The organism is Streptomyces sp. B3I8 (genome assembly GCF_030816915.1).
Classification (GTDB): Bacteria; Actinomycetota; Actinomycetes; order Streptomycetales; family Streptomycetaceae; genus Streptomyces.
In genome coordinates, this window is sequence record NZ_JAUSYN010000002.1 from 5,562,073 (window position 1) to 5,582,106 (window position 20,034).

Annotated in this window: 15 protein-coding genes and 1 pseudogene; 9 read left to right on the plus strand and 7 right to left on the minus strand. The window is 72.4% G+C overall.

What is annotated here, in order from left to right:
* Positions 1-83 precede the first annotated feature (83 nt).
* From QFZ64_RS26785 to QFZ64_RS26800, 4 genes and pseudogenes are all read left to right on the plus strand, one after another.
* Positions 84-875 carry an ATP-binding cassette domain-containing protein gene (locus QFZ64_RS26785; RefSeq protein WP_307069959.1) on the plus strand — a complete coding sequence of 264 codons (792 nt, stop codon included), beginning with the start codon at positions 84-86 and terminating at the stop codon, positions 873-875.
* A pseudogene (locus QFZ64_RS26790) lies at positions 872-2,174 on the plus strand (sugar ABC transporter permease). Before QFZ64_RS26785 ends, QFZ64_RS26790 begins: the two are co-directional and overlap by 4 nt.
* Positions 2,175-2,349: 175 nt before the next feature.
* On the plus strand, positions 2,350-4,281 hold the full coding sequence (gene dxs / locus QFZ64_RS26795; protein WP_307069961.1) for a 1-deoxy-D-xylulose-5-phosphate synthase: 1,932 nt from the start codon (positions 2,350-2,352) through the stop codon (positions 4,279-4,281).
* A gap of 163 nt (positions 4,282-4,444) precedes the next feature.
* Complete coding sequence (locus tag QFZ64_RS26800) at positions 4,445-5,935, plus strand: amino acid permease (protein ID WP_307069963.1); 1,491 nt, start codon at positions 4,445-4,447, stop codon at positions 5,933-5,935.
* Positions 5,936-5,956: 21 nt separating this feature from the next.
* Here the strand turns inward: QFZ64_RS26800 and QFZ64_RS26805 are convergent, their stop codons facing one another.
* Positions 5,957-6,358, minus strand: a complete 402-nt coding sequence (locus QFZ64_RS26805) for an NTP pyrophosphohydrolase (RefSeq protein WP_307069965.1) — start codon at positions 6,356-6,358, stop codon at positions 5,957-5,959.
* A gap of 79 nt (positions 6,359-6,437) precedes the next feature.
* Between QFZ64_RS26805 and QFZ64_RS26810 the strand changes: the two genes are divergently transcribed.
* From QFZ64_RS26810 to QFZ64_RS26820, 3 genes are all read left to right on the plus strand, one after another.
* Positions 6,438-7,454 (plus strand): hypothetical protein, encoded by a 1,017-nt coding sequence (locus tag QFZ64_RS26810; protein ID WP_307069968.1) that lies wholly within the window; start codon positions 6,438-6,440, stop codon positions 7,452-7,454.
* Positions 7,455-7,715: 261 nt separating this feature from the next.
* A complete protein-coding gene (locus tag QFZ64_RS26815; protein WP_307069970.1) occupies positions 7,716-8,942 on the plus strand; it encodes an acetyl-CoA C-acyltransferase in 1,227 nt (408 codons plus the stop codon).
* A complete protein-coding gene (locus tag QFZ64_RS26820; RefSeq protein ID WP_307069972.1) occupies positions 8,939-11,068 on the plus strand; it encodes a 3-hydroxyacyl-CoA dehydrogenase NAD-binding domain-containing protein in 2,130 nt (709 codons plus the stop codon). The genes QFZ64_RS26815 and QFZ64_RS26820 overlap by 4 nt, the downstream gene beginning before the upstream one ends.
* Before the next feature lie 357 nt (positions 11,069-11,425).
* Here the strand turns inward: QFZ64_RS26820 and QFZ64_RS26825 are convergent, their stop codons facing one another.
* The 3 genes from QFZ64_RS26825 to QFZ64_RS26835 all read right to left on the minus strand — a co-directional run bounded on the left by QFZ64_RS26825 (position 11,426) and on the right by QFZ64_RS26835 (position 14,577).
* On the minus strand, positions 11,426-12,712 hold the full coding sequence (locus QFZ64_RS26825) for a ribonuclease D (protein ID WP_307069974.1): 1,287 nt from the start codon (positions 12,710-12,712) through the stop codon (positions 11,426-11,428).
* 175 nt (positions 12,713-12,887) lie between these two features.
* The gene (locus QFZ64_RS26830) at positions 12,888-13,547 is read right to left on the minus strand and encodes a response regulator transcription factor (RefSeq protein ID WP_307069976.1); all 660 of its coding nucleotides are present in this window, start codon (positions 13,545-13,547) and stop codon (positions 12,888-12,890) included.
* A 403-nt stretch (positions 13,548-13,950) separates the two neighbouring features.
* Entirely contained in the window at positions 13,951-14,577 is a 627-nt protein-coding gene (locus tag QFZ64_RS26835) for a DUF3000 domain-containing protein (protein WP_307069978.1), read from the minus strand.
* A gap of 297 nt (positions 14,578-14,874) precedes the next feature.
* Here QFZ64_RS26835 and hemE point away from each other — a divergent pair, with 297 nt between their 5' ends.
* Positions 14,875-15,936, plus strand: coding sequence for a uroporphyrinogen decarboxylase (hemE, locus tag QFZ64_RS26840; RefSeq protein WP_307071882.1), 1,062 nt, complete (start codon positions 14,875-14,877; stop codon positions 15,934-15,936).
* A gap of 13 nt (positions 15,937-15,949) precedes the next feature.
* Here the strand turns inward: hemE and QFZ64_RS26845 are convergent, their stop codons facing one another.
* On the minus strand, positions 15,950-16,768 hold the full coding sequence (locus QFZ64_RS26845) for a rhomboid family intramembrane serine protease (RefSeq protein WP_307069980.1): 819 nt from the start codon (positions 16,766-16,768) through the stop codon (positions 15,950-15,952).
* Positions 16,769-16,950: 182 nt separating this feature from the next.
* Between QFZ64_RS26845 and QFZ64_RS26850 the strand changes: the two genes are divergently transcribed.
* Positions 16,951-17,298 (plus strand): hypothetical protein, encoded by a 348-nt coding sequence (locus QFZ64_RS26850; protein WP_307069982.1) that lies wholly within the window; start codon positions 16,951-16,953, stop codon positions 17,296-17,298.
* 19 nt (positions 17,299-17,317) lie between these two features.
* Here QFZ64_RS26850 and QFZ64_RS26855 read toward each other — a convergent pair whose 3' ends face one another.
* Both QFZ64_RS26855 and QFZ64_RS26860 read right to left on the minus strand, forming a co-directional pair.
* Positions 17,318-18,745 (minus strand): FAD-dependent oxidoreductase, encoded by a 1,428-nt coding sequence (locus QFZ64_RS26855; RefSeq protein WP_307069983.1) that lies wholly within the window; start codon positions 18,743-18,745, stop codon positions 17,318-17,320.
* Between the two features lie 134 nt (positions 18,746-18,879).
* Positions 18,880-19,932, minus strand: a complete 1,053-nt coding sequence (locus QFZ64_RS26860) for a DUF4349 domain-containing protein (RefSeq protein WP_307069985.1) — start codon at positions 19,930-19,932, stop codon at positions 18,880-18,882.
* Positions 19,933-20,034: the final 102 nt, after the last annotated feature.

Sequence of the window (20,034 nt, forward strand, 5' to 3'; positions counted from 1 at the left end):
CGCAAGCTCGTGCGGGGCGCCGGACGGATCACTTCCCCCCAACTTTCTGTACAACCTCTCCGCCGGGTCAGGCGGCGAAGGAGATGGTTCACGTGTCCGCTACGCCCGTGCTGGCGTTGCGCGGGGTCTCCAAGCGGTTCGGTGCCGTCCAGGCGCTCACCGACGTAGAGCTTGAGGTCCACGCCGGTGAGGTGGTCGCCCTGGTGGGCGACAACGGAGCCGGAAAGTCCACGCTGGTCAAGACGATCGCCGGCGTGCACCCCATCGATGACGGCGTCATCGAGTGGAACGGCAGTGCCGTGTCGATCGGCAGGCCGCACGACGCCCAGGCACTGGGCATCGCCACCGTCTACCAGGACCTGGCGCTGTGCGACAACATCGACGTCGTCGGCAACCTCTACCTCGGTCGCGAGGTCAAGAGGTTCGGCATCCTCGACGAGGTCGAGATGGAGCGGCGCTCCCGCGAGCTGCTGGACACGCTGTCCATCCGCATCCCCAGCGTCCGCATCCCGATCGCCTCCCTCTCCGGCGGTCAGCGCCAGGTCGTGGCGATCGCCCGTTCGATGCTCGGCGAGCCCAATCTGGTCATCCTCGACGAGCCCACCGCCGCCCTCGGCGTCGAGCAGACCGCACAGGTCCTCGACCTGGTCGAGCGGCTCCGCGAGCGCGGCCTCGCCGTCATCCTCATCAGCCACAACATGGCCGACGTCAAGGCGGTGGCCGACAAGGTGGCCGTCCTGCGGCTCGGCCGCAACAACGGCGTCTTCGAGGTCAAGTCGACCTCGCAGGAGGAGATCATCTCCGCCATCACCGGCGCCACCGACAACGCCGTCACCCGTCGTGCGGCCCGCTCGAACGGGGAGGTCACCAAGTGAGCATCGACAAGCCGTCCGCGACGGTGTCGAAGGACACCGCCGAACCGGTCGAGAACCCCGAGGCGGCGCGCGGCGCCGATGTCGCCGTCGACCCCCGGCTGCTCATCCGCGAACGCGGCCTGGCCGGCTACGTCGGCGAGTTCAAGCGCAAGATCAAGGCCGGCGAGCTGGGGTCCATCCCCGTCGTCCTCGGTCTGATCATCATCTGCATCGTCTTCCAGAGCCTGAACTCCAACTTCCTGTCCGCGCAGAACCTGAGTGACATCTCCGTCACCATGGTCGGCACGGGCATGATCTCCGTCGGCATCGTCTTCGTGCTGCTGCTCGGCGAGATCGACCTGTCGGTCGGCTCGGTCAGCGGCGCCGCCAGCGCCATCGCGGCCGTCCTGGCGGTCAACCAGGGCTGGCCGGAGTGGGCCGCGGTGCTCTTCGCCGTCGCCGCCGGCGCGGCCATCGGCGCGCTGCACGGCTTCTTCTTCGCGGTGCTCGGCGCCCCCGCCTTCGCCGTCACCCTGGCCGGCCTGCTGTTCTGGCTCGGCTTCATGCTGAAGGTGCTCGGCGAGAACGGCCACCATCAACCTCGACAGCGACGGCCTCATCGGCAAGCTGACCACGTACTTCTTCGCGGACGTGGCCGCCGCGTACGGCTTGGCGGTCGTCGTCGTCGCGCTGTTCTTCCTCAGCTCCTTCCTGGGCAACCGCCGCCGCGAGGCCGCGGGCGTCCCGTCCCGGCCGCTCAGCGACACCCTGCTGCGCACGGCCCTGCTCGCCGTGGTCTCGTTCGCCGCGGCCGCGATGTACAACCAGTACAAGGGCCTGCCGCTGGCCACCGTGATCTTCCTGGCCTTCCTGGTCGGCAGCGACTTCCTGCTGCGCCGCACCGCCTACGGCCGCAAGATCTTCGCGCTCGGCGGCAGCGTCGAGGCCTCCCGCCGAGCGGGCATCAACGTCACCACCGTGCGGATCACGGTCTTCGCGATCGCCGGCGGGTTCTCCGCCATCGGCGGCCTCTTCCTGGCCTCCAAGATCGCCTCGGCCAACCAGAGCGCCGGCACCGGTGACCTGCTGATGAACGCGATCGCCGCGGCGGTCATCGGTGGCACGTCCCTCTTCGGCGGCCGCGGCCGCACGTGGAACGCGCTGCTCGGTGTCCTGGTGATCGTCTCGATCCAGTACGGCCTGCAGCTCGAGTCCATCGCCGAACCGGTGAAGTACATGATCACGGCGGCGGTCCTGCTGACCACCGTGGTGATCGACTCCATCACCCGCAAGACGCAGAAGACCGCGGGCCGCGCGTAACGCGTGACGCCGTGATCCTGTGCCCGGCACCCCCAGGGGGCGCCGGGCACAGGCATGTCCGGGGGACGGCAGGGGTACCGCGTCGGGGGTGGGCTCCGGGCGGCGCGGCCGAACATTAGACTCGTCGGGCCGAACGAAGCCCGGAACTGCCGGCTCTTACTGCAAGGAGGCACGGGTGCCGCTGCTGACCCGCATCAGGGGACCGCGTGATCTGGACCGGCTCACCCTGGAGGAGCTGGACGAGCTGGCGGAGGAGATCCGCACCTTCCTCGTCGATGCCGTCTCCAAGACCGGCGGCCACCTGGGCCCGAACCTCGGTGTCGTCGAGCTCACCCTGGCCCTGCACCGCGTCTTCCAGTCGCCCAAGGACAAGGTCCTCTTCGACACCGGCCACCAGTCCTACGTGCACAAGCTGCTCACCGGCCGCCAGGACTTCTCGAGGCTGAAGCAGAAGGGCGGCCTGTCCGGCTACCCCTCCCAGGCCGAGTCCGAGCACGACGTCATCGAGAACAGTCACGCCTCCACCGTGCTGGGCTGGGCCGACGGCATCGCCAAGGCCAACCAGCTCAAGAAGCGCGACAGCCACGTCGTCGCGGTCATCGGTGACGGCGCCCTGACCGGCGGCATGGCCTGGGAGGCGCTCAACAACATCGCCGACGCCAAGGACCGTCCCCTGGTCATCGTCGTCAACGACAACGAGCGCTCGTACGCCCCCACCATCGGCGGCCTCGCCAACCACCTGGCCACCCTGCGCACCACCGACGGCTACGAGCGCTTCCTGGCCCGCACCCGCGAGGTCCTGGAGCGCACCCCGGTCGTCGGCCGGCCGCTCTACGAGACCCTGCACGGCGCCAAGAAGGGCCTGAAGGACTTCATCACCCCGCAGGGCATGTTCGAGGACCTGGGCCTGAAGTACGTCGGCCCGATCGACGGCCACGACATCGAGGCCCTGGAGTCCGCGCTGACCCGCGCCAAGCGCTTCGGCGGCCCCGTCATCGTGCACTGCCTCACCGAGAAGGGCCGCGGCTACCAGCCCGCCCTGGCGGACGAGGCCGACCGCTTCCACGGCATCGGCCCCATCCACCCCGACACCGGCCTGCCCGTCAAGGCCGCCGGCGCCGACTGGACCTCCGTCTTCGGCGACGAGATGGTCCGGCTCGGCACCGAGCGCGACGACATCGTGGCCATCACGGCCGCCATGCTCCAGCCCGTCGGCCTGAAGAAGTTCGCGGACGCCTTCCCCGACCGCATCTACGACGTCGGCATCGCCGAGCAGCACGGCGCCGTCTCCGCCGCCGGCCTCGCCCACGCGGGCACGCACCCCGTCTTCGCCGTCTACGCCACCTTCCTCAACCGTGCCTTCGACCAGGTCCTGATGGACGTCGCCCTGCACAAGTGCGGCGTGACCTTCGTCCTGGACCGGGCCGGCGTCACCGGCACCGACGGCGCCTCCCACAACGGCATGTGGGACATGTCCATCCTCCAGGTCGTGCCCGGCCTCCGGCTCGCCGCGCCGCGCGACGCCGACCAGGTCCGCGCCCAGCTCCGCGAGGCCGTCGCCGTCGAGGACGCGCCCACCGTGGTCCGCTTCTCCAAGGGTGCCGTCGGCCCCGCCGTGCCCGCCGTGGGCCGCGTCGGCGGCATGGACGTGCTGCGCGAGCCCGGCACCGACCGCCCGGACGTGCTGCTGGTCTCCGTCGGCGCCCTCGCCCCGATGTGCCTGGAGATCGCCGGGCTGCTCGACAAGCAGGGCATCACCACCACCGTCGTCGACCCCCGCTGGGTCAAGCCGGTCGACGAGGCCATGGCCCCGCTCGCCGAGCGCCACCGGGTCGTCGTCACCGTCGAGGACAACTCGCGCGTCGGCGGCGTCGGCTCCACGATCGCCCAGGCCCTGCGCGACGCGGGCGTCGACGTCCCGCTGCGCGACTTCGGCATCCCCCCGCGCTTCCTCGACCACGCCTCGCGCGCCGAGGTCATGGCGGAGATCGGGCTGACGGCACCCGCCATCGCCCGCCAGGTCACCGGACTGGTCTCCAAGCTCGACGGCCGCTTCGAACGGCCGACCGCCGAGGCCGAGCCGGTGGAGGAACCGGCACGCGACTGACCTGTCGACCCCGCACCGAGGAGCGAGCCGGTCCGACCACCTTTACGGTGGTGGGACCGGCTCCTTCGCGTGAATCCGGCCACACCGGGGCACACGCATGTACGCCCCGCCCCGATCACTCATGCCGGGCGGACCGGGGACGACGAGTGTGGGAGGTACGCCAGTGAGCAACACCCTCTTCCGGACGAAGAACATCGAGCAGTCGATCAAGGACACCGAGGAACCCGAACACGCGCTCAAGAAATCCCTCTCCGCGCTCGACCTGACCGTCTTCGGCGTCGGCGTCATCATCGGCACCGGCATCTTCGTCCTGACCGGCACGGCCGCGAAGAACACCGCGGGCCCCGCCGTCTCCCTGGCCTTCGTCGTGGCCGGCATCGTCTGCGCGCTGGCCGCCCTCTGCTACGCCGAGTTCGCCTCCACGGTCCCGGTGGCCGGCTCCGCCTACACCTTCTCCTACGCCTCCCTCGGCGAGTTCCCCGCCTGGATCATCGGCTGGGACCTCGTCCTGGAACTCGCGCTGGGCACGGCGGTGGTCGCCGTCGGCTGGTCGGGCTACATCCACTCCCTGCTGGACAACGCCGGCTGGTACCTGCCCGAGGCGCTCAGCGGACGGGACGGCGCCTCCGGGTTCGGCTTCGACATCCTCGCCGCGCTGCTCGTGCTCGTCCTCACCGCCATCCTCGTCGTGGGCATGAAGCTCTCCGCACGGGTCACCACGGTCGTCGTCGCCATCAAGGTCGCCGTCGTCCTCGTCGTCATCGTCGCCGGCGCCTTCTTCATCCACAGCGGCAACTACGACCCGTTCATCCCCAAGGCGCAGCCGGTGGAGGCGGGCGGCAACCTCAAGGCGCCACTCATCCAGCTCATCTTCGGCTGGGCACCCTCGAACTTCGGCGTCATGGGCATCTTCACCGCCGCGTCCGTCGTGTTCTTCGCGTTCATCGGCTTCGACGTCGTCGCCACCACCGCCGAGGAGACCCGCCACCCGCAGCGCGACGTGCCGCGCGGCATCATCGGCTCCCTGATCATCTGCACCACGCTGTACGTCGCCGTGTCGATCGTCGTCACCGGCATGCAGAAGTACTCCAAGCTGTCCGTGGACGCCCCGCTCGCCGACGCCTTCAAGGCCACCGGGCACCCCTGGTTCGCCGGCCTGATCAGTTTCGGCGCGGCGGTCGGCCTGACCACGGTGTGCATGATCCTGCTGCTCGGCCAGGCCCGGGTGTTCTTCGCGATGAGCCGCGACGGCCTGCTGCCGCGCTTCTTCTCGCACACCCACCCGCGCTTCCGCACCCCCTACCGCCCCACCATCCTGCTCGGCGTGGTCATCGCGATCGTCGCGGGCTTCACCAGCCTGAGCGAACTGGCCGAGCTGGTGAACATCGGCACGCTCTTCGCCTTCATCGTGGTCGCGATCAGCGTCGTCATCCTGCGCCGCACCCGCCCCGACCTGGAGCGCTCCTTCCGCACCCCGCTGGTGCCCGTCGTCCCGATCCTCTCCGTCCTGGCCTCCCTCTGGCTGATGCTCAACCTCCCCGCGGAGACCTGGCTGCGCTTCGGCATCTGGATGGTCATCGGCTTCGCGGTGTACTTCCTGTACGGCCGCGGCCACAGCCGCCTGGCCCGCCGCGAGGAGCAGAGCGTGTCCTAGGGCCGATCCGGTGGGCCGATCCTAGGAATGACCGTCGGTGGGGCCACCGCGCACCGCTCGCGGCCCCACCACCTCCGCACCCAGTTCCCCCACCCTCCGGCGCAGCTCCCGGTCGGCGGTCACCACCAGGCACCGCCGCCCGGCGGCCGCCCGTACGACGTCCACGATCGCGTCGTCCCCGCTGCCGGCCGCCGCCTCCACCCGCACCCCGGGGACCGGCTCCACGCCCCGCGCGGCCCCCTCCACCACCATCACGACCTCCACCGGGGGCGCCCATCCGGCGACCCCGGTCTCCGCGCCGGCCGCCAGCGCGTCCCGCAACCGTTCCGCCGCCCCGCGCCGGTCCCGCCACCACCCGTCGGGCACGGAACCGACGACATTCGCGGCGTCGACGACAATCAGGGGCACACTCCGCTCGGCCATGGGAGAAGCGTCGCACGCGGCCCCGGCCGGCCCCGCCCCTCCCGTCGGCTTCGGCTGCCCCACGTCATAAAGTGAGCGGGTGAACGGCGACTGGCTACTCCGCGGCCGCGACGGTCGGCTCAGCGTCTACCGACTCTCCGACGACCATGTCCTGTGCCGGGCGGAAAGCGTTCCCTCGGGCCCCTGGGACGCCCCCCGGCGGATCGGTGGCGACCAGAAACTGCATCCCGTCCTCGCCGTGGGGCAGGGCGTCGACCAGTACGCGCACCTCGTCTCGTGGCGTCCCACGATCAACGGCGAGTCCGGTCTGGTGCACTCCACCCACTTCCGGCCCGCGCTGGCCGCCCTGGACTGGAACCCGATCGGGCACCCCAACAAGAAGGGCAAGGTCACCGGGCCACCGGCCGTCGCCGTCGACGCCCAGGGGCGCGCGCACGTCTTCGTGCGCAACAACGGCGGCGGACTGAGCATGGTCGCGCAGAAGGAGAAGGGCGGCTGGGACCCCTGGCGCGACCTCAAGGGCCGGGACCTGCACGACGACCTGGCCGCCGTGTCCACCCGGGCCGGGCTGGTGGAGGTGTACGGCACCGTGCCGGACGGCATCGTGTGCTGGCGCCAGCCGGAGCCGGGGGCGCGGCCGGTGGCGGACGACTCGCTGCGGGTGCCGGTCCGGCCGGGCACGCTGCGCGCGGTCGTCACCTCCGACGCGCACGTCACGGTGTTCTTCACCGACGCGTCGGGCGACCTGTGCGCGTGGCGCTCCGGCGCGGAGCCGGCCGTCCTGCTGCCGGCCGCGGGGCCGGGGCCGGTGGCGGCGGTGGGCTGCGAACTGGACGGCGTCCCCTGCACGTTGCTCGCCCAGCGGGCGGCGAGCGGGCGGGTCGCCTTCGCCGCGTATCCGGCGGAGCGGGAGTCGGCGGGGGCGTGGTGGACGGAGTCGGGAGAGCCGGTGCCTGAGGATGCGGAGGTCGCGCTCGCGCGGGACGGGGGCGGGCGGGTCGTCGCGGTGACGTCGAGCCCGACGACGGGGGAGTTGCGGGTGACGCGGCGCAAGGCGGAGGCGGGGTTGGCGTTGGAGGCGTGGCGGGTGGTGTAGGAGGGGGGGTGCTTGCGGGTCTTTCGCCCCGGCCGCCCTTGCCCCTCCCCTCCCTCCAAGGCTTCGCCCTTGGACCCCGGCACGGGGCTTCGCCCCGTTTCGCGCGGTTCCCCGCGCCCCTGATCAGGGATGCGGGGGTGTGAGCTTCGACGCTCCGGCGTGGGGGGCTGGGCATGGGAGTTACCCGTAAGTAGCATAGAGTCTGAGCGCACGCTCAGCGTGTCGCGGCAGTGCCACCCCGTCCCCTGGAGGAGAGCCATCGTGCCTCGTACCGTCAGGGACGTCGTCTTCGTCGACGGCGTCCGCACCCCGTTCGGCAAGGCGGGCCCGAAGGGCATCTACCACGAGACCCGCGCCGACGACCTCGTCGTGAAGGCGATCCGGGAGCTGCTGCGCCGCAACCCCGGCCTCGACCCGAAGAAGGTCGACGAGGTCGCCGTCGCCGCCACCACCCAGATCGGCGACCAGGGCCTGACCATCGGCCGCACCGCCGGCATCCTCGCGGGCCTGCCCACCTCCGTCCCCGGCTACTCCATCGACCGCATGTGCGCGGGCGCCCTGACCGCCGTCACCACGGTGGCCGGCTCGGTCGCGTTCGGCGCGTACGACGTCGCCATCGCCGGCGGCGTCGAGCACATGGGCCGTCACCCGATGGGCGAGGGCGTCGACCCCAACCCGCGGTTCGTGAGCGAGAAGCTGGTCGACGAGTCCGCCCTGTTCATGGGCATGACCGCGGAGAACCTGCACGACCGCTACCCGGGCATCACCAAGCTGCGCGCCGACGAGTACGCCGTGCGCTCCCAGGAGAAGGCCGCCAAGGCGTACGCCAACGGCCAGATCCAGGCCGACCTGGTGCCGATCTCCGTACGCCGTACGAGCCCCGAGGGCGGCGAGACCGGCTGGGGTCTGGTCACGGCCGACGAGCCGATGCGCCCCGGCACCACGCTGGAGAACCTGGCGAACCTCAAGACCCCGTTCCGCGTGCACGGCCGGGTCACCGCCGGCAACGCGGCCGGCCTGAACGACGGCGCCACCGCCTCCGTCATCGCGAGCGAGGAGTTCGCCCGCGAGAACGGCCTCCCGGTCAAGATGCGCCTGGTCTCCTACGCCTTCGCCGGCGTCGAGCCCGAGGTCATGGGCTACGGCCCGATCCCGGCCACCGAGAAGGCCCTGGCCAAGGCGGGCCTGTCGATCTCCGACATCGGCCTGTTCGAGATCAACGAGGCCTTCGCCGTCCAGGTCCTCGCCTTTCTGGAGCACTACGGCATCGCCGACGACGACGCCCGCGTCAACCAGTACGGCGGCGCCATCGCCTTCGGTCACCCGCTGGCCTCCTCCGGCGTCCGGCTGATGACCCAGCTGGCCCGCCAGTTCGAGGAGCAGCCGCACGTCCGCTACGGCCTGACCACCATGTGCGTCGGCTTCGGCATGGGCGCGACGGTCGTCTGGGAGAACCCGCACTTCGAGAACGCCGGAGGCGACAAGTGAGCACCACCGCCGACCTGTTGAAGCGCGCCGCCGAGCTCTTCCCGGACGAGGTCGTCACGCGGGCGCACGTACGCCACTTCGACCTGCCGCTGGGCGCCGGGCGGTTCGCGCTCATCACGCTCGACAACGGGCACGACCACACCAAGCCGACCACCCTCGGCCCGCAGTCGCTCGCCAACTTCGACGCCGCGATCGACCAGGTCGAGAAGGAGGCCGCGGACGGCGACATCGTCGGCGTCGGCGTCACCGGCAAGCCGTTCATCTTCGCCGTCGGCGCCGACCTCAAGGGCGTCGAGCTGCTGGGCACCCACGAGGACGCGCTCGCCATCGGCAAGGGCGGCCACGACGTCTTCAAGCGGCTGTCGCAGCTCGCCGTGCCGACCTTCGCGTACTACAACGGCGCGGCCATGGGCGGCGGCGTGGAGATCGGTCTGCACTGCTCGTACCGCACGGTCTCCGCGGCCCTCCCGGCGTTCTCGCTCCCCGAGGTCTTCCTCGGCCTGGTCCCCGGCTGGGGCGGCTGCACGCTTCTGCCGAACCTGATCGGCGCCGACAAGGCCGTCTCGGTGATCATCGAGAACAGCCTCAACCAGAACAGGCAGCTCAAGGGCGCGCAGGTCTACGAACTCGGCATCGCCGACGCGCTGTTCGAGGGCGCGGACTTCCTGGAGCAGTCGCTGATCTGGACGGCGGCCGTCCTCAAGGGCGAGATCGCCGTCGACCGCCCGGTCCTCGACCGCGGCGAGGGCTGGGACCAGGCCGTCGCCAAGGGCAGGTTCATCGCCGACTCCAAGGTGCACGGCGCCGCCCCGGCCGCCTACCGCGCCCTCGACATCATCGCCGCCGCCAAGAACGGCGACCTCCAGCAGGGCTACGACGCCGAGGACCGGGCGCTCGCCGACCTCATCATGAGCGGCGAACTGCGCTCCGGCATCTACGCCTTCAACCTCGTCCAGAAGCGCGGCAAGCGCCCGGCGGGCGCGCCCGACAAGTCGCTGGCCCGTCCGGTGACCAAGGTGGGCGTGGTCGGCGCCGGCCTGATGGCCAGCCAGCTCGCGCTGCTGTTCCTGCGCCGCCTGGAAGTGCCGGTCGTGCTGACCGACATCGACCAGGAGCGCGTCGACAAGGGCGTCGGCTATGTCCACGCCGAGATCGACAAGCTGCTCGGCAAGGGCCGCATCAACCAGGACAAGGCCAACCGCCTCAAGGCCCTGGTCACCGGCGTGCTGGACAAGGCGGAGGGCTTCGCGGACGCGGACTTCGTCATCGAGGCCGTCTTCGAGGAGATCGGCGTCAAGCAGCAGGTGTTCGCCGAGGTCGAGGCGGTGGCGCCCGCGCACGCGATCCTGGCGACCAACACCTCCTCCCTCTCCGTCACGGAGATGGCCTCGAAGCTGAAGAACCCCGAGCGGGTCGTCGGCTTCCACTTCTTCAACCCCGTCGCCGTCCTGCCGCTGCTCGAGATCGTCCGCGGCGAGCAGACGGACGACGCGTCGCTGGCGACCGCGTTCGCGGTGGCCAGGAAGCTGAAGAAGACGGCCGTCCTGGTCAAGGACGCCCCGGCGTTCGTCGTCAACCGGATCCTGACCCGCTTCATGGGCGAGATCCAGAACGTCATCGACGAGGGCACACCGGTCGACGTCGCCGAGAAGGCGGTCGAGCCGCTCGGCCTGCCGATGTCCCCGCTGGTCCTGCTGGAGCTGGTCGGCCCCGCCATCGGCCTGCACGTCTCGGAGACCCTGCACCGGGCCTTCCCGGACCGCTTCACCGTCTCGCCGAACCTCAAGGCGGTCGTCGAGGCCGGCAAGCGCGGCTTCTACGTCTACGACAGCGGAAAGCCGGAGCTGGACCCGGAGGTCGCCGCGCTGCTGAAGCAGGGCGACACCGTGCTGACGGAGGAGCAGGTCCGGGCGCGTGTCCTGGACGCCGTGGCCCAGGAGATCGGCCTGATGCTCGACGAGGGTGTCGTCGCCGAGGCCCAGGACATCGACCTCTGCCTGATCACGGGCGCGGGCTGGCCCTTCCACCTGGGCGGCATCACCCCGTACCTGGACCGCGAGGGCGTCTCCGACCGCGTCAACGGCAAGCGGTTCCTCGCCCCGGGCGTGGCCAGCGTCCCGGCGTGACCCCGGGCGGGTCCCGCCCGTCCGCCCCCGCACCCTCCGCCCCCGCACCCTCCGGCGCCTCACGGCTCGGGGGGTGCGGCTCGTGGGGCGCCTGCGGACGTGCCGTGGTTCCTCGCGCAGTTCCCCGTGCCCCTGAAAAGCACCGGGGCGCCCCACTCTTTCCAGGGGCGCGGGGAACTGCGCGACCAGCCCCCACGGAAGGTCAGCCGAGAACGCCCCCCGGGGTCCAAGGGGCTCCGCCCCTTGAAGGGATTAGAAGGGTAGGGGCGGCGGGGGCGAGAAACCCCGCACGGCCCCCGGCCCACCGAGGATCTTGGCGTGATCTGGTCGGTCGGAGGCCGGCCCGGAAGGGGCCGCTCACCCCGCGGAGCGCAACGCCTCCACCAGAACCGGCGCCACCAACTCCACCTGCCACGCCCGCGCCCCGCACTCCGCCAGCGCCCCCGCGACCGACTCGCCGTCGACGCCCTGCGGAGGCTCCCAGCACACCCGCCGCACCGTGTCCGGCGTGATCAGGTTCTCCGGCGGCAGGTTCAGCTCCTCGGCCCGCGCCGACACCGCCGCCCGCGCCGCACTCAGCCGCGCCGCCGCCGCCGGATCCTTGTCGGCCCACGCCCGGGGCGGTGGCGGGCCCGTCACCGGCTGCCCCGGCTGCGGCAGCTCCGCCTCCGGAAGCTCCTTCGCGCGGTCCACCGCGCTCTGCCACTGTTCGAGCTGCCGGCGCCCCATCCGGTGTCCGAAGCCGTTCAGCCCGGCCAGCGCGTGCACGTTCGGCGGCAGGGCGAGCGCCGCCTCGACGATCGCCGCGTCCCCGAGCACCTTGCCCGGCGAGACGTCCCGGCGCTGCGCGATCCGGTCCCGCGTCTGCCACAGCTCCCGCACCACCGCCATCTGCCGGCGCCGGCGCACCTTGTGCATCCCGGACGTACGCCGCCAGGGGTCCTTGCGCGGCTCGGCGGGCGGCGCGGAGGCGATCGCGTCGAACTCCTCCAGGGCCCACTCCAGCTTGCCCTGGCGGTCCAGCTCCTTCTCCAGCGCGTCACGCAGGTCGACCAGCAGTTCGACGTCGAGCGCGGCGTACCGCAGCCAGGGCTCGGGCAGCGGGCGGGTCGACCAGTCGACGGCGGAGTGCCCCTTCTCCAGGACGAAGCCGAGGACGTTCTCCACCATGGCGCCGAGGCCGACCCGGGGGAAGCCGGCCAGCCGGCCCGCCAGTTCCGTGTCGAACAGACGGGTGGGACGCATGCCTATTTCGCGGAGGCAGGGCAGGTCCTGGGTGGCGGCGTGCAGAACCCATTCGGCGTCGGCGATCGCCGCACCGAACGCGGAGAGGTCGGGGCAGGCCACGGGGTCGATCAGCGCGCTCCCGGCGCCCGCACGGCGCAACTGCACCAGATACGCGCGCTGGCCGTAGCGGTAACCGGAGGCGCGCTCGGCGTCGACGGCCACCGGACCGCTGCCCGCGGCGAAGGCGGCGACCACCTCGGCGAGCGAGGCCTCGTCGGCGATCACCGGTGGAATGCCCTCGCGGGGCTCCAGCAAGGGGACCGGTGTCCGGGCCGCAGCGGCTCCCTCGGTGTCCGGAGGGGCGCCCTCCGCGGTGCGCAGGGGGCTGTCTGCTGCGGTCTCTTGGGCGTCGGTCACCTGTCAAGGGTATCCGTGGATGCACCGCACCCGCCGACGGAACGTTCCGTCGGCGGGTGCGGGAGGGGCGTAAACCGGTCAGCGGCGGGTCACGACCGGTCGTTCGGGGCCGCGTGCGGTCGACGGCCCGGACGGCGGCCCGACCGACCCGCTGACCGCCCGCCCGCCCGGCCGGTCAGTGGATGATTCCGGTGCGCAGGGCCACCGCCACCATGCCGGCCCGGTCGCCCGTGCCGAGCTTGCGGGCGATGCGGGCCAGGTGGCTCTTGACGGTGAGCGCCGACAGGCCCATGGAGACGCCGATCGCCTTGTTCGACTGGCCCTCCGCGACCAGGCGCAGCACCTCGACCTCGCGCCCGGAGAGCTCGCGGTAGCCGCCCGGGTGGCTCGGGGCACCCGGGGGCCGGCGGTGCATGCGGGCGGCGGCGCCGAGGGGGGAGACACCGGGGCGGGCGGGGAGCCCGAGGTTGGTGCGCGTACCGGTGACGACGTACCCCTTGACGCCTCCGGCCAGGGCGTTGCGCACGGCACCGATGTCGTCGGCGGCGGACAGGGCGAGACCGTTGGGCCAGCCGGCCGCGCGGGTCTCCGACAGCAGGGTCAGGCCGGAGCCGTCGGGGAGGTGGACGTCGGCGACGCAGATGTCGCGCGGGTTGCCGATTCGGGGACGGGCCTCCGCCACGGACGACGCCTCGATGACGTCACGCACTCCGAGCGCCCACAGATGGCGGGTGACGGTGGAACGGACCCGGGGGTCGGCCACGACCACCATGGCGGTCGGCTTGTTGGGGCGGTAGGCGACCAGGCTTGCGGGCTGCTCGAGGAGAACGGACACCAGGCCTCCTGGGAGGTGGGGGGTGGGGACGAAGACCGGCTTCGGGGTTTAAGCCGGGACGAACCGTGCTTTCAGGGTCACAGTCGTCTTCGGCAGTGACAGGGGGCTCCTTTAGAGAGTGATCACGATTTGATGAGTAACAATCCGTGCAATTCGGACGCGCGATCGATCACCCGAAGATCGAATCGGGTCGCTGGCGAGTCGATAGCTGTCGGAAAGTGGTCGTATCGACAAAGCGTGAGGTGTCATATCGACAAACCGAGCTGTCGGGCGGGGTGACGTGCGCGCGGTGGCGCGGGCGTGAACGCGAGAAGAGCCGCACGCGGCGTGCGGCTCTTCGGAAAGCGGTCGGGAAGCGGTGGGGCAACGGTGAGGTGAGAGGTGGGAGGCGGGGGAGCGGGCGTCAGCGGGGCTGGGGGCCCCTGCGCTGCGGGAGGCTCACCACGGAGGCGTCGGACGGGCCGGTCGGCGGCAGGCCGGCGACCTGGCAGAGCAGATCGCCCCAGGCCGCGAGGTGCGCGGCGGTGTCGGGGACCCCGCCGAGGCCCTCGCGGGGCGTCCAGGAGGCGCGCATCTCGATCTGGGAGGCGGCGGGCCGCTGTTCGAGACCGCCGAAGTAGTGCGAACTGGCGCGGGTGACCGTGCCGCTGGGCTCCCCGAACGACAGGCCGCGCCCCTGGAGCGCACCGGTCAGCCAGGACCAGCACACGTCCGGCAGCAGCGGGTCGGCGGCCATCTCCGGTTCCAGTTCCGCGCGGACGAGGGTCACCAGGCGGAAGGTGCCCTGCCAGGCGTCGTGCCCCGCCGGGTCGTGCAGGAGGACCAGGCGGCCGTCGGCCAGGTCGTCCTCGCCCTCGACGACGGCGGCCTCCAGGGCGTAGGCGTGCGGGGCGAGCCGGCGGGGGGCCGGGGTCGCGGAGATCTCGATCTCCGGCCGCAGCCGGGCGGACCGCAGTGCCTCGACGGCCGCGCGGAAGGGGGGCGGGGCCGTCTGCACCGCTTTACGGTTCTCCTCCGTCGCGTCGTCCATTCCGCCAGCGTCGTCCGACAGTCGTCCCTGAGCCGCAGCCATGCGGGGAAGGTTAAGGGGAAGTGAGGTCTCGTGCGCGGAGGGACACCCGTGCGGCGGTGCACGACCGGTGCTTTTGCGCCCCGTCGGCGCGCCCGCCCGTCACTTCGGGCCGACGCGCCCGCGCCCTCCCGTCGCCCCGCGCGCTCACCTCGTCCTCCGGGGCCGCGCGTCCGCCGCCCGTCGGGGACGCCCGCGGCGTTCCGCCCCGGCCGCGCGTGGGAGACTGGGCGGGTGAGTGTCAAGGAAGAACGCCCCGTGACGGGCGGCCAGCCGTCAGCGATCGACCCCGCCGTCAAGGACTCCGCCTTCCTGAGGGCGTGCCGACGCGAACCCGTGCCGCACACCCCCGTGTGGTTCATGCGCCAGGCCGGCCGCTCCCTACCGGAGTACCACAAGGTGCGCGCGGGCATCCCGATGCTGGAAGCCTGCGCCATGCCCGAGCTGGTCGCGGAGATCACCCTCCAACCGGTCCGCCGGCACCACGTCGACGCGGCGGTCTTCTACAGCGACATCGTCGTCCCGCTGAAGGCGATCGGCGTCGACCTGGACATCAAGCCCGGCGTCGGCCCCGTCGTGGCCCAGCCGATCCGCACCCGCGCGGACCTCGCCCAGCTGCGTGACCTCACCCCCGAGGACGTCACCTACGTCACCGAGGCCATGGGCATCCTCGTCCGCGAGCTCGGCCCGACCCCGCTCATCGGCTTCGCCGGCGCCCCCTTCACCCTCGCCAGCTACCTCGTGGAGGGCGGCCCGTCCCGCAACCACGAGCACACCAAGGCGCTCATGTACGGCGACCCGCAGCTCTGGGCCGACCTGCTGGACCGCCTCGCGGAGATCACCTCCGCCTTCCTGAAGGTCCAGATCGCGGCCGGCGCCTCGGCCGTCCAGCTCTTCGACTCCTGGGTCGGTGCCCTCGCCCCCGCGGACTACCGCCGCTCCGTGCTCCCCGCCTCCGCGAAGGTGCTGGAGTCCGTCGCCGGGCTCGGCGTCCCGCGCATCCACTTCGGCGCCGGCACCGGCGAGCTGCTCGGCCTGCTCGGCGAGGCCGGCGCGGACGTCGTCGGCGTCGACTGGCGCGTCCCGCTCGACGAGGCCGCCCGCCGTGTCGGCCCCGGCACGGCGCTCCAGGGCAACCTGGACCCGGCGATCCTGTTCGCACCGACCGCGGCCGTCGAGGCCAAGGCACAGGAGGTGCTGGACGCGGCCGCCGGTCTGGAGGGCCACGTCTTCAACCTCGGCCACGGCGTGCTCCCGGCCACCGACCCGGACGCGCTGACCCGCCTCGTGGAGTACGTCCACACGCACACCGCGCGCTGACCCGGGGCCCGTCTCACCAGGTGTGCCGCGCCTGCCTGCCGAACAGCAGCCGGCGCGGCTCCGGCGGCGGCGGGGTGCCCGGCCGCAGCGGCCAGGCCAGCGCCATGCCGACGAGGAAGCCGACCACGTGGGCCGCGTACGCCACCGTGCCCGCGTCGGAGACGCCGCCGCCGGAGGAGTACACCGCCTGCAGCACGAACCAGAAGCCCAGCACCATCCACGCGGGCAGCCGCAGCGGCAGGAAGATCAGGAAGGGTACGAGGACCCAGACCCTGGCCCTCGGATACAGCACCAGATAAGCGCCCAGCACCCCGGCGATCGCCCCCGACGCCCCGATCAGCGGGTCGCCCGAGCTCTCGTTGACCAGCGCGTAGCCGTACGCCGCCGCGTAACCGCACACCAGGTAGAACAGCGTGAACCTGACGTGTCCGAGGCGGTCCTCGATGTTGTTGCCGAAGATGTACAGGAACAGCATGTTGCCCAGCAGGTGCAGCCAGCTGCCGTGCAGGAACATCGCCGTGAGCACCGACAGCGGCGGCGACTTGTCGTAGTCCGGCGGCGCCGCCAGACAGCCCGCGCCGTGCGGCCCGGCGGCGACGTCGCCCGTCGGCACCAGGTGCGGCATCTGGTGGTGGATCAGCTCTCTGGGCACCACCGCGTAGTGGTCCAGGAACGCGTGCAGGTGGCACAGCTGCGACAGGTCGCTCTGCCCGGCCACCGAGCCCGACAGGCCGGGCATGAACAGGAACACCAGGAAGTCGGCCGCGATCAGCGTGTACGTCACGTAGGGCGTGCGGCGTGCCGGGTTGACGTCATGGACGGGGATCACCACGGAAAACTACTTCCCGGGACGGGACCGGCGAACCGGCGTACGGGTGCCCGCGTGTACCGGTGTACGCGCGAAGCGGCGCGCCGGCGCACCGCTGTACCGGCGCACCGCCGTACCGGTGAACGCGGCCGTACGCCGGTGCGTATGACTCCTCGACCGTCCAGGGACGATGTGAGGAACGAACGATGAACGACCGTGCCACCCCCGCGATGCACGCCCTGCCCGACGGCGAGGCGGAGATCGCACTCGTGCTGCACCTGCCGTGGGAGGACGTCGCCCGGCTCGGCCAGGAGGCGGGGCGGCTCGCCGCGCAGATGCAGCGGCCGGTGACGCTGGACGAGGCGGTCAGCCACCGGCTGCGGTCGACGAGGGTGGCGGCGCACGCGCGGTCCACGGCGGCCGCGTCCGCCGCGCCGTCCGCCTCCTCCGCGTCCGCCTCGTCCGGGTCCGTGTCCTCGCTCCCGCCGAGGCCCCCGGCGGAGCCGGTGCGGGCGGGGGCGGAGCGGGTGAACGGGAGCGGGGAGTCGGCGTAGGGCGTATCCGCCCGCCGGCTCAGGCGCCCTGTTGCCGCACCGCCGCGGTGGCCTTGCGGGCCGCCACCAGGACCGGGTCCCACACCGGTGAGAACGGTGGCGCGTAGCCCAGGTCGAGCGCCGTCATCTGTTCGACCGTCATGCCCGCGGTGAGCGCCACCGCGGCGACGTCGACCCGCTTGGCGGCCCCCTCGCGGCCGACGATCTGCGTGCCGAGCAGACGGCCGGTGCGGCGCTCGGCGAGCATCTTCACCGTCATGGGGGCCGCCCCCGGGTAGTAGCCCGCGCGGCTGGACGACTCGATGGTGACCGTCACATAGTGCAGCCCCGCCCGCCGCGCGTCCTTCTCGCGCAGCCCGGTGCGGGCGATCTCCAGCTCGCAGACCTTGCTCACGGCCGTGCCGACGACCCCCGGGAACGTGGCGTAGCCGCCGCCCGCGTTGGTGCCGATGACCTGGCCGTGCTTGTTGGCGTGGGTGCCGAGCGCGATGTGCCGCTCGCTGCCCGAGACCAGGTCGAGGACCTCGACGCAGTCGCCGCCCGCCCAGATGTTCTCGTGGCCGCGCACCCGCATCGCGAGGTCGGTGAGCAGTCCGCCATGCGCGCCCAGCGGCAGTCCGGCGGCCTCCGCCAGCGTCGTCTCGGGGCGTACGCCGATGCCGAGCACCACCACGTCCGCCGGGTACTCCGTCTTCCCGGAACCCCCCGGGCTTCCGGCCACCACACCCCGGACCCGGCCGTCGGCGTCGGTGAGCACCTCGGTCACCTCGGCGCCGTTCACCATGGTGATGCCCATGCCCTCCATGGCGTCGTGCACCAGGCGGCCCATGTCGGGGTCGAGCGTGGCCATCGGTTCCGTGCCGCGGTTGAGGACGGTCACCTCGTAGCCGCGGTTGATGAGCGCCTCGGCCATCTCCACGCCGATGTACCCGGCGCCGACCACCACCGCGCGCCGGCCCCGCGTCGTGGCGAGCGTGTCCAGCAGGGCCTGGCCGTCGTCCAGGGTCTGCACCCCGTGCACCCCGCGCGCGTCCATGCCGGGCAGCTCCGGTCGGACGGGGCGGGCGCCCGTGGCGATCACCAGCTTGTCGTACGACGTCCAGGATTCGGCCCCCGAGTCCACGTCCCGCGCGCGGACCCTGGCGCCCGCGACGTCGATCTCCGTGACCTCGGTGCGCATCCGCAGGTCGATGTCGCGGGCCCGGTGCTCCTCCGGGCTGCGGGCGATCAACTGGTCCCGGTCGGTGACGTCGCCGCCCACCCAGTACGGGATGCCGCACGCCGAGAACGACGTGAAGTGGCCGCGCTCGAAGGCCACGATCTCCAGCCGCTCCGGGTCCCGCAGACGGCGCGCCTGCGACGCGGCGGACATGCCCGCCGCGTCGCCGCCGATCACGACCATGCGTTCCCTGCCGCCCCTGTCCGGGCCCGTGGCACTCGTACTCATGCTCATGCTCATGCTGACACGCTACGGGGAGAAGGGAGTTCACCGTCCGGCGGGCCCGGTCGCCCGGTCCCGGCGGAAAGGGAGTTCCACCGTCCGGCGGGCCGCTCACCCGGTCCCGCGCGGACACCGTTGGATCAGTCGTCCCCGCCCCGCACCGGAGGTGCCGACGGCAGGGTGCCCGGGGCGGCGGGGGGCGCCGCCGGGACCGGGCGGCGGCGCAGGCGCGGGCGGAGGACCCGCTGCCGGACCAGCGCTCCCAGGGCGAGCACCGCCAGGAACGGCAGTGCCGCGCCGACCGTCAGGGCGATCCACCGCAACAGCGTCAGGAACACGTCCCAGCCGCCGGCGAGGGCGTCCAGGAAGCCGGGGTCGTCGTCCGCGGCCGCCTTCTTCGCCGCTGCGGTCCCGGTGAGGGAGAGCGTGATGGTGGCCAGGTCCACCCGGTCCTTCAGGGAGGCCTGCTGGGCCAGGAGTGCCTCCAGATCGGCCTCGCGACTGCCGAGTTCGCTCTCCAGGCTGACGACGTCGCTCAGCTCGGTCGCCCGGTCCATCAGCGCGCGGATCCGGGCGACGCTGGCCCGCTGCGACTTCACCCGGCTGTCCACGTCGACGACCTGGTCGGTGACGTCCTCCGCCTTGGCGGTGCGGCGCAGCAGCTCGCCGGTGCCCTGCAGCTCCCCGAGGACCTCGTCGCACTTCTCGGCCGGCACGCGCAGCACGACGCGGCTGTGCCGGCTGCCGTCCTCGTCCCGGCGCGTGCTCTCGTCGCCGACGAAGCCGCCCGCGTCCTGCGCGGCCGTGCGCGCCGTGTCCAGGGCCTCGGGCACGTCCTTCACCCGGACGGTGAGGGAGGCGGTGCGCACGATGCTGCTCGCGGCGGGCTTCGGCGCCCCCTTCGCGGTCCCCTCCGGCGCCCCCTTCCGCGCTCGGGACGCAGCGGTGTCGCCGCTGCCGGCCGCGCCCTGCCGCTGCGCCTTCGCCCCGGGGGCGGCCGCCTTGTCGCCGCCCGAGTCCGTGTCGGGGCCGGCGCCGCAGCCGGCCAGCGCGAGGGCGGCGGTGAGCAGCGCCGCCGCGAGCAGCCGGCCGGACGGACGGGTGCCGGGACGGGGACGGATGCCGGGACGTGTGCGGGCGCGGTGGCCCGTCGGCTGTGAGCGGTGGCCAGTTGGTTGTGAGGTGACGTGCATGCGGAAGCCCCCCGGGGTGTCGATGTGACGGTTACCGCTTCGACGTGCGTCCCCCCGCGGGCGTTCGCCGATCGCGGTCCCGGTGCGGTCACGGTCCGGACT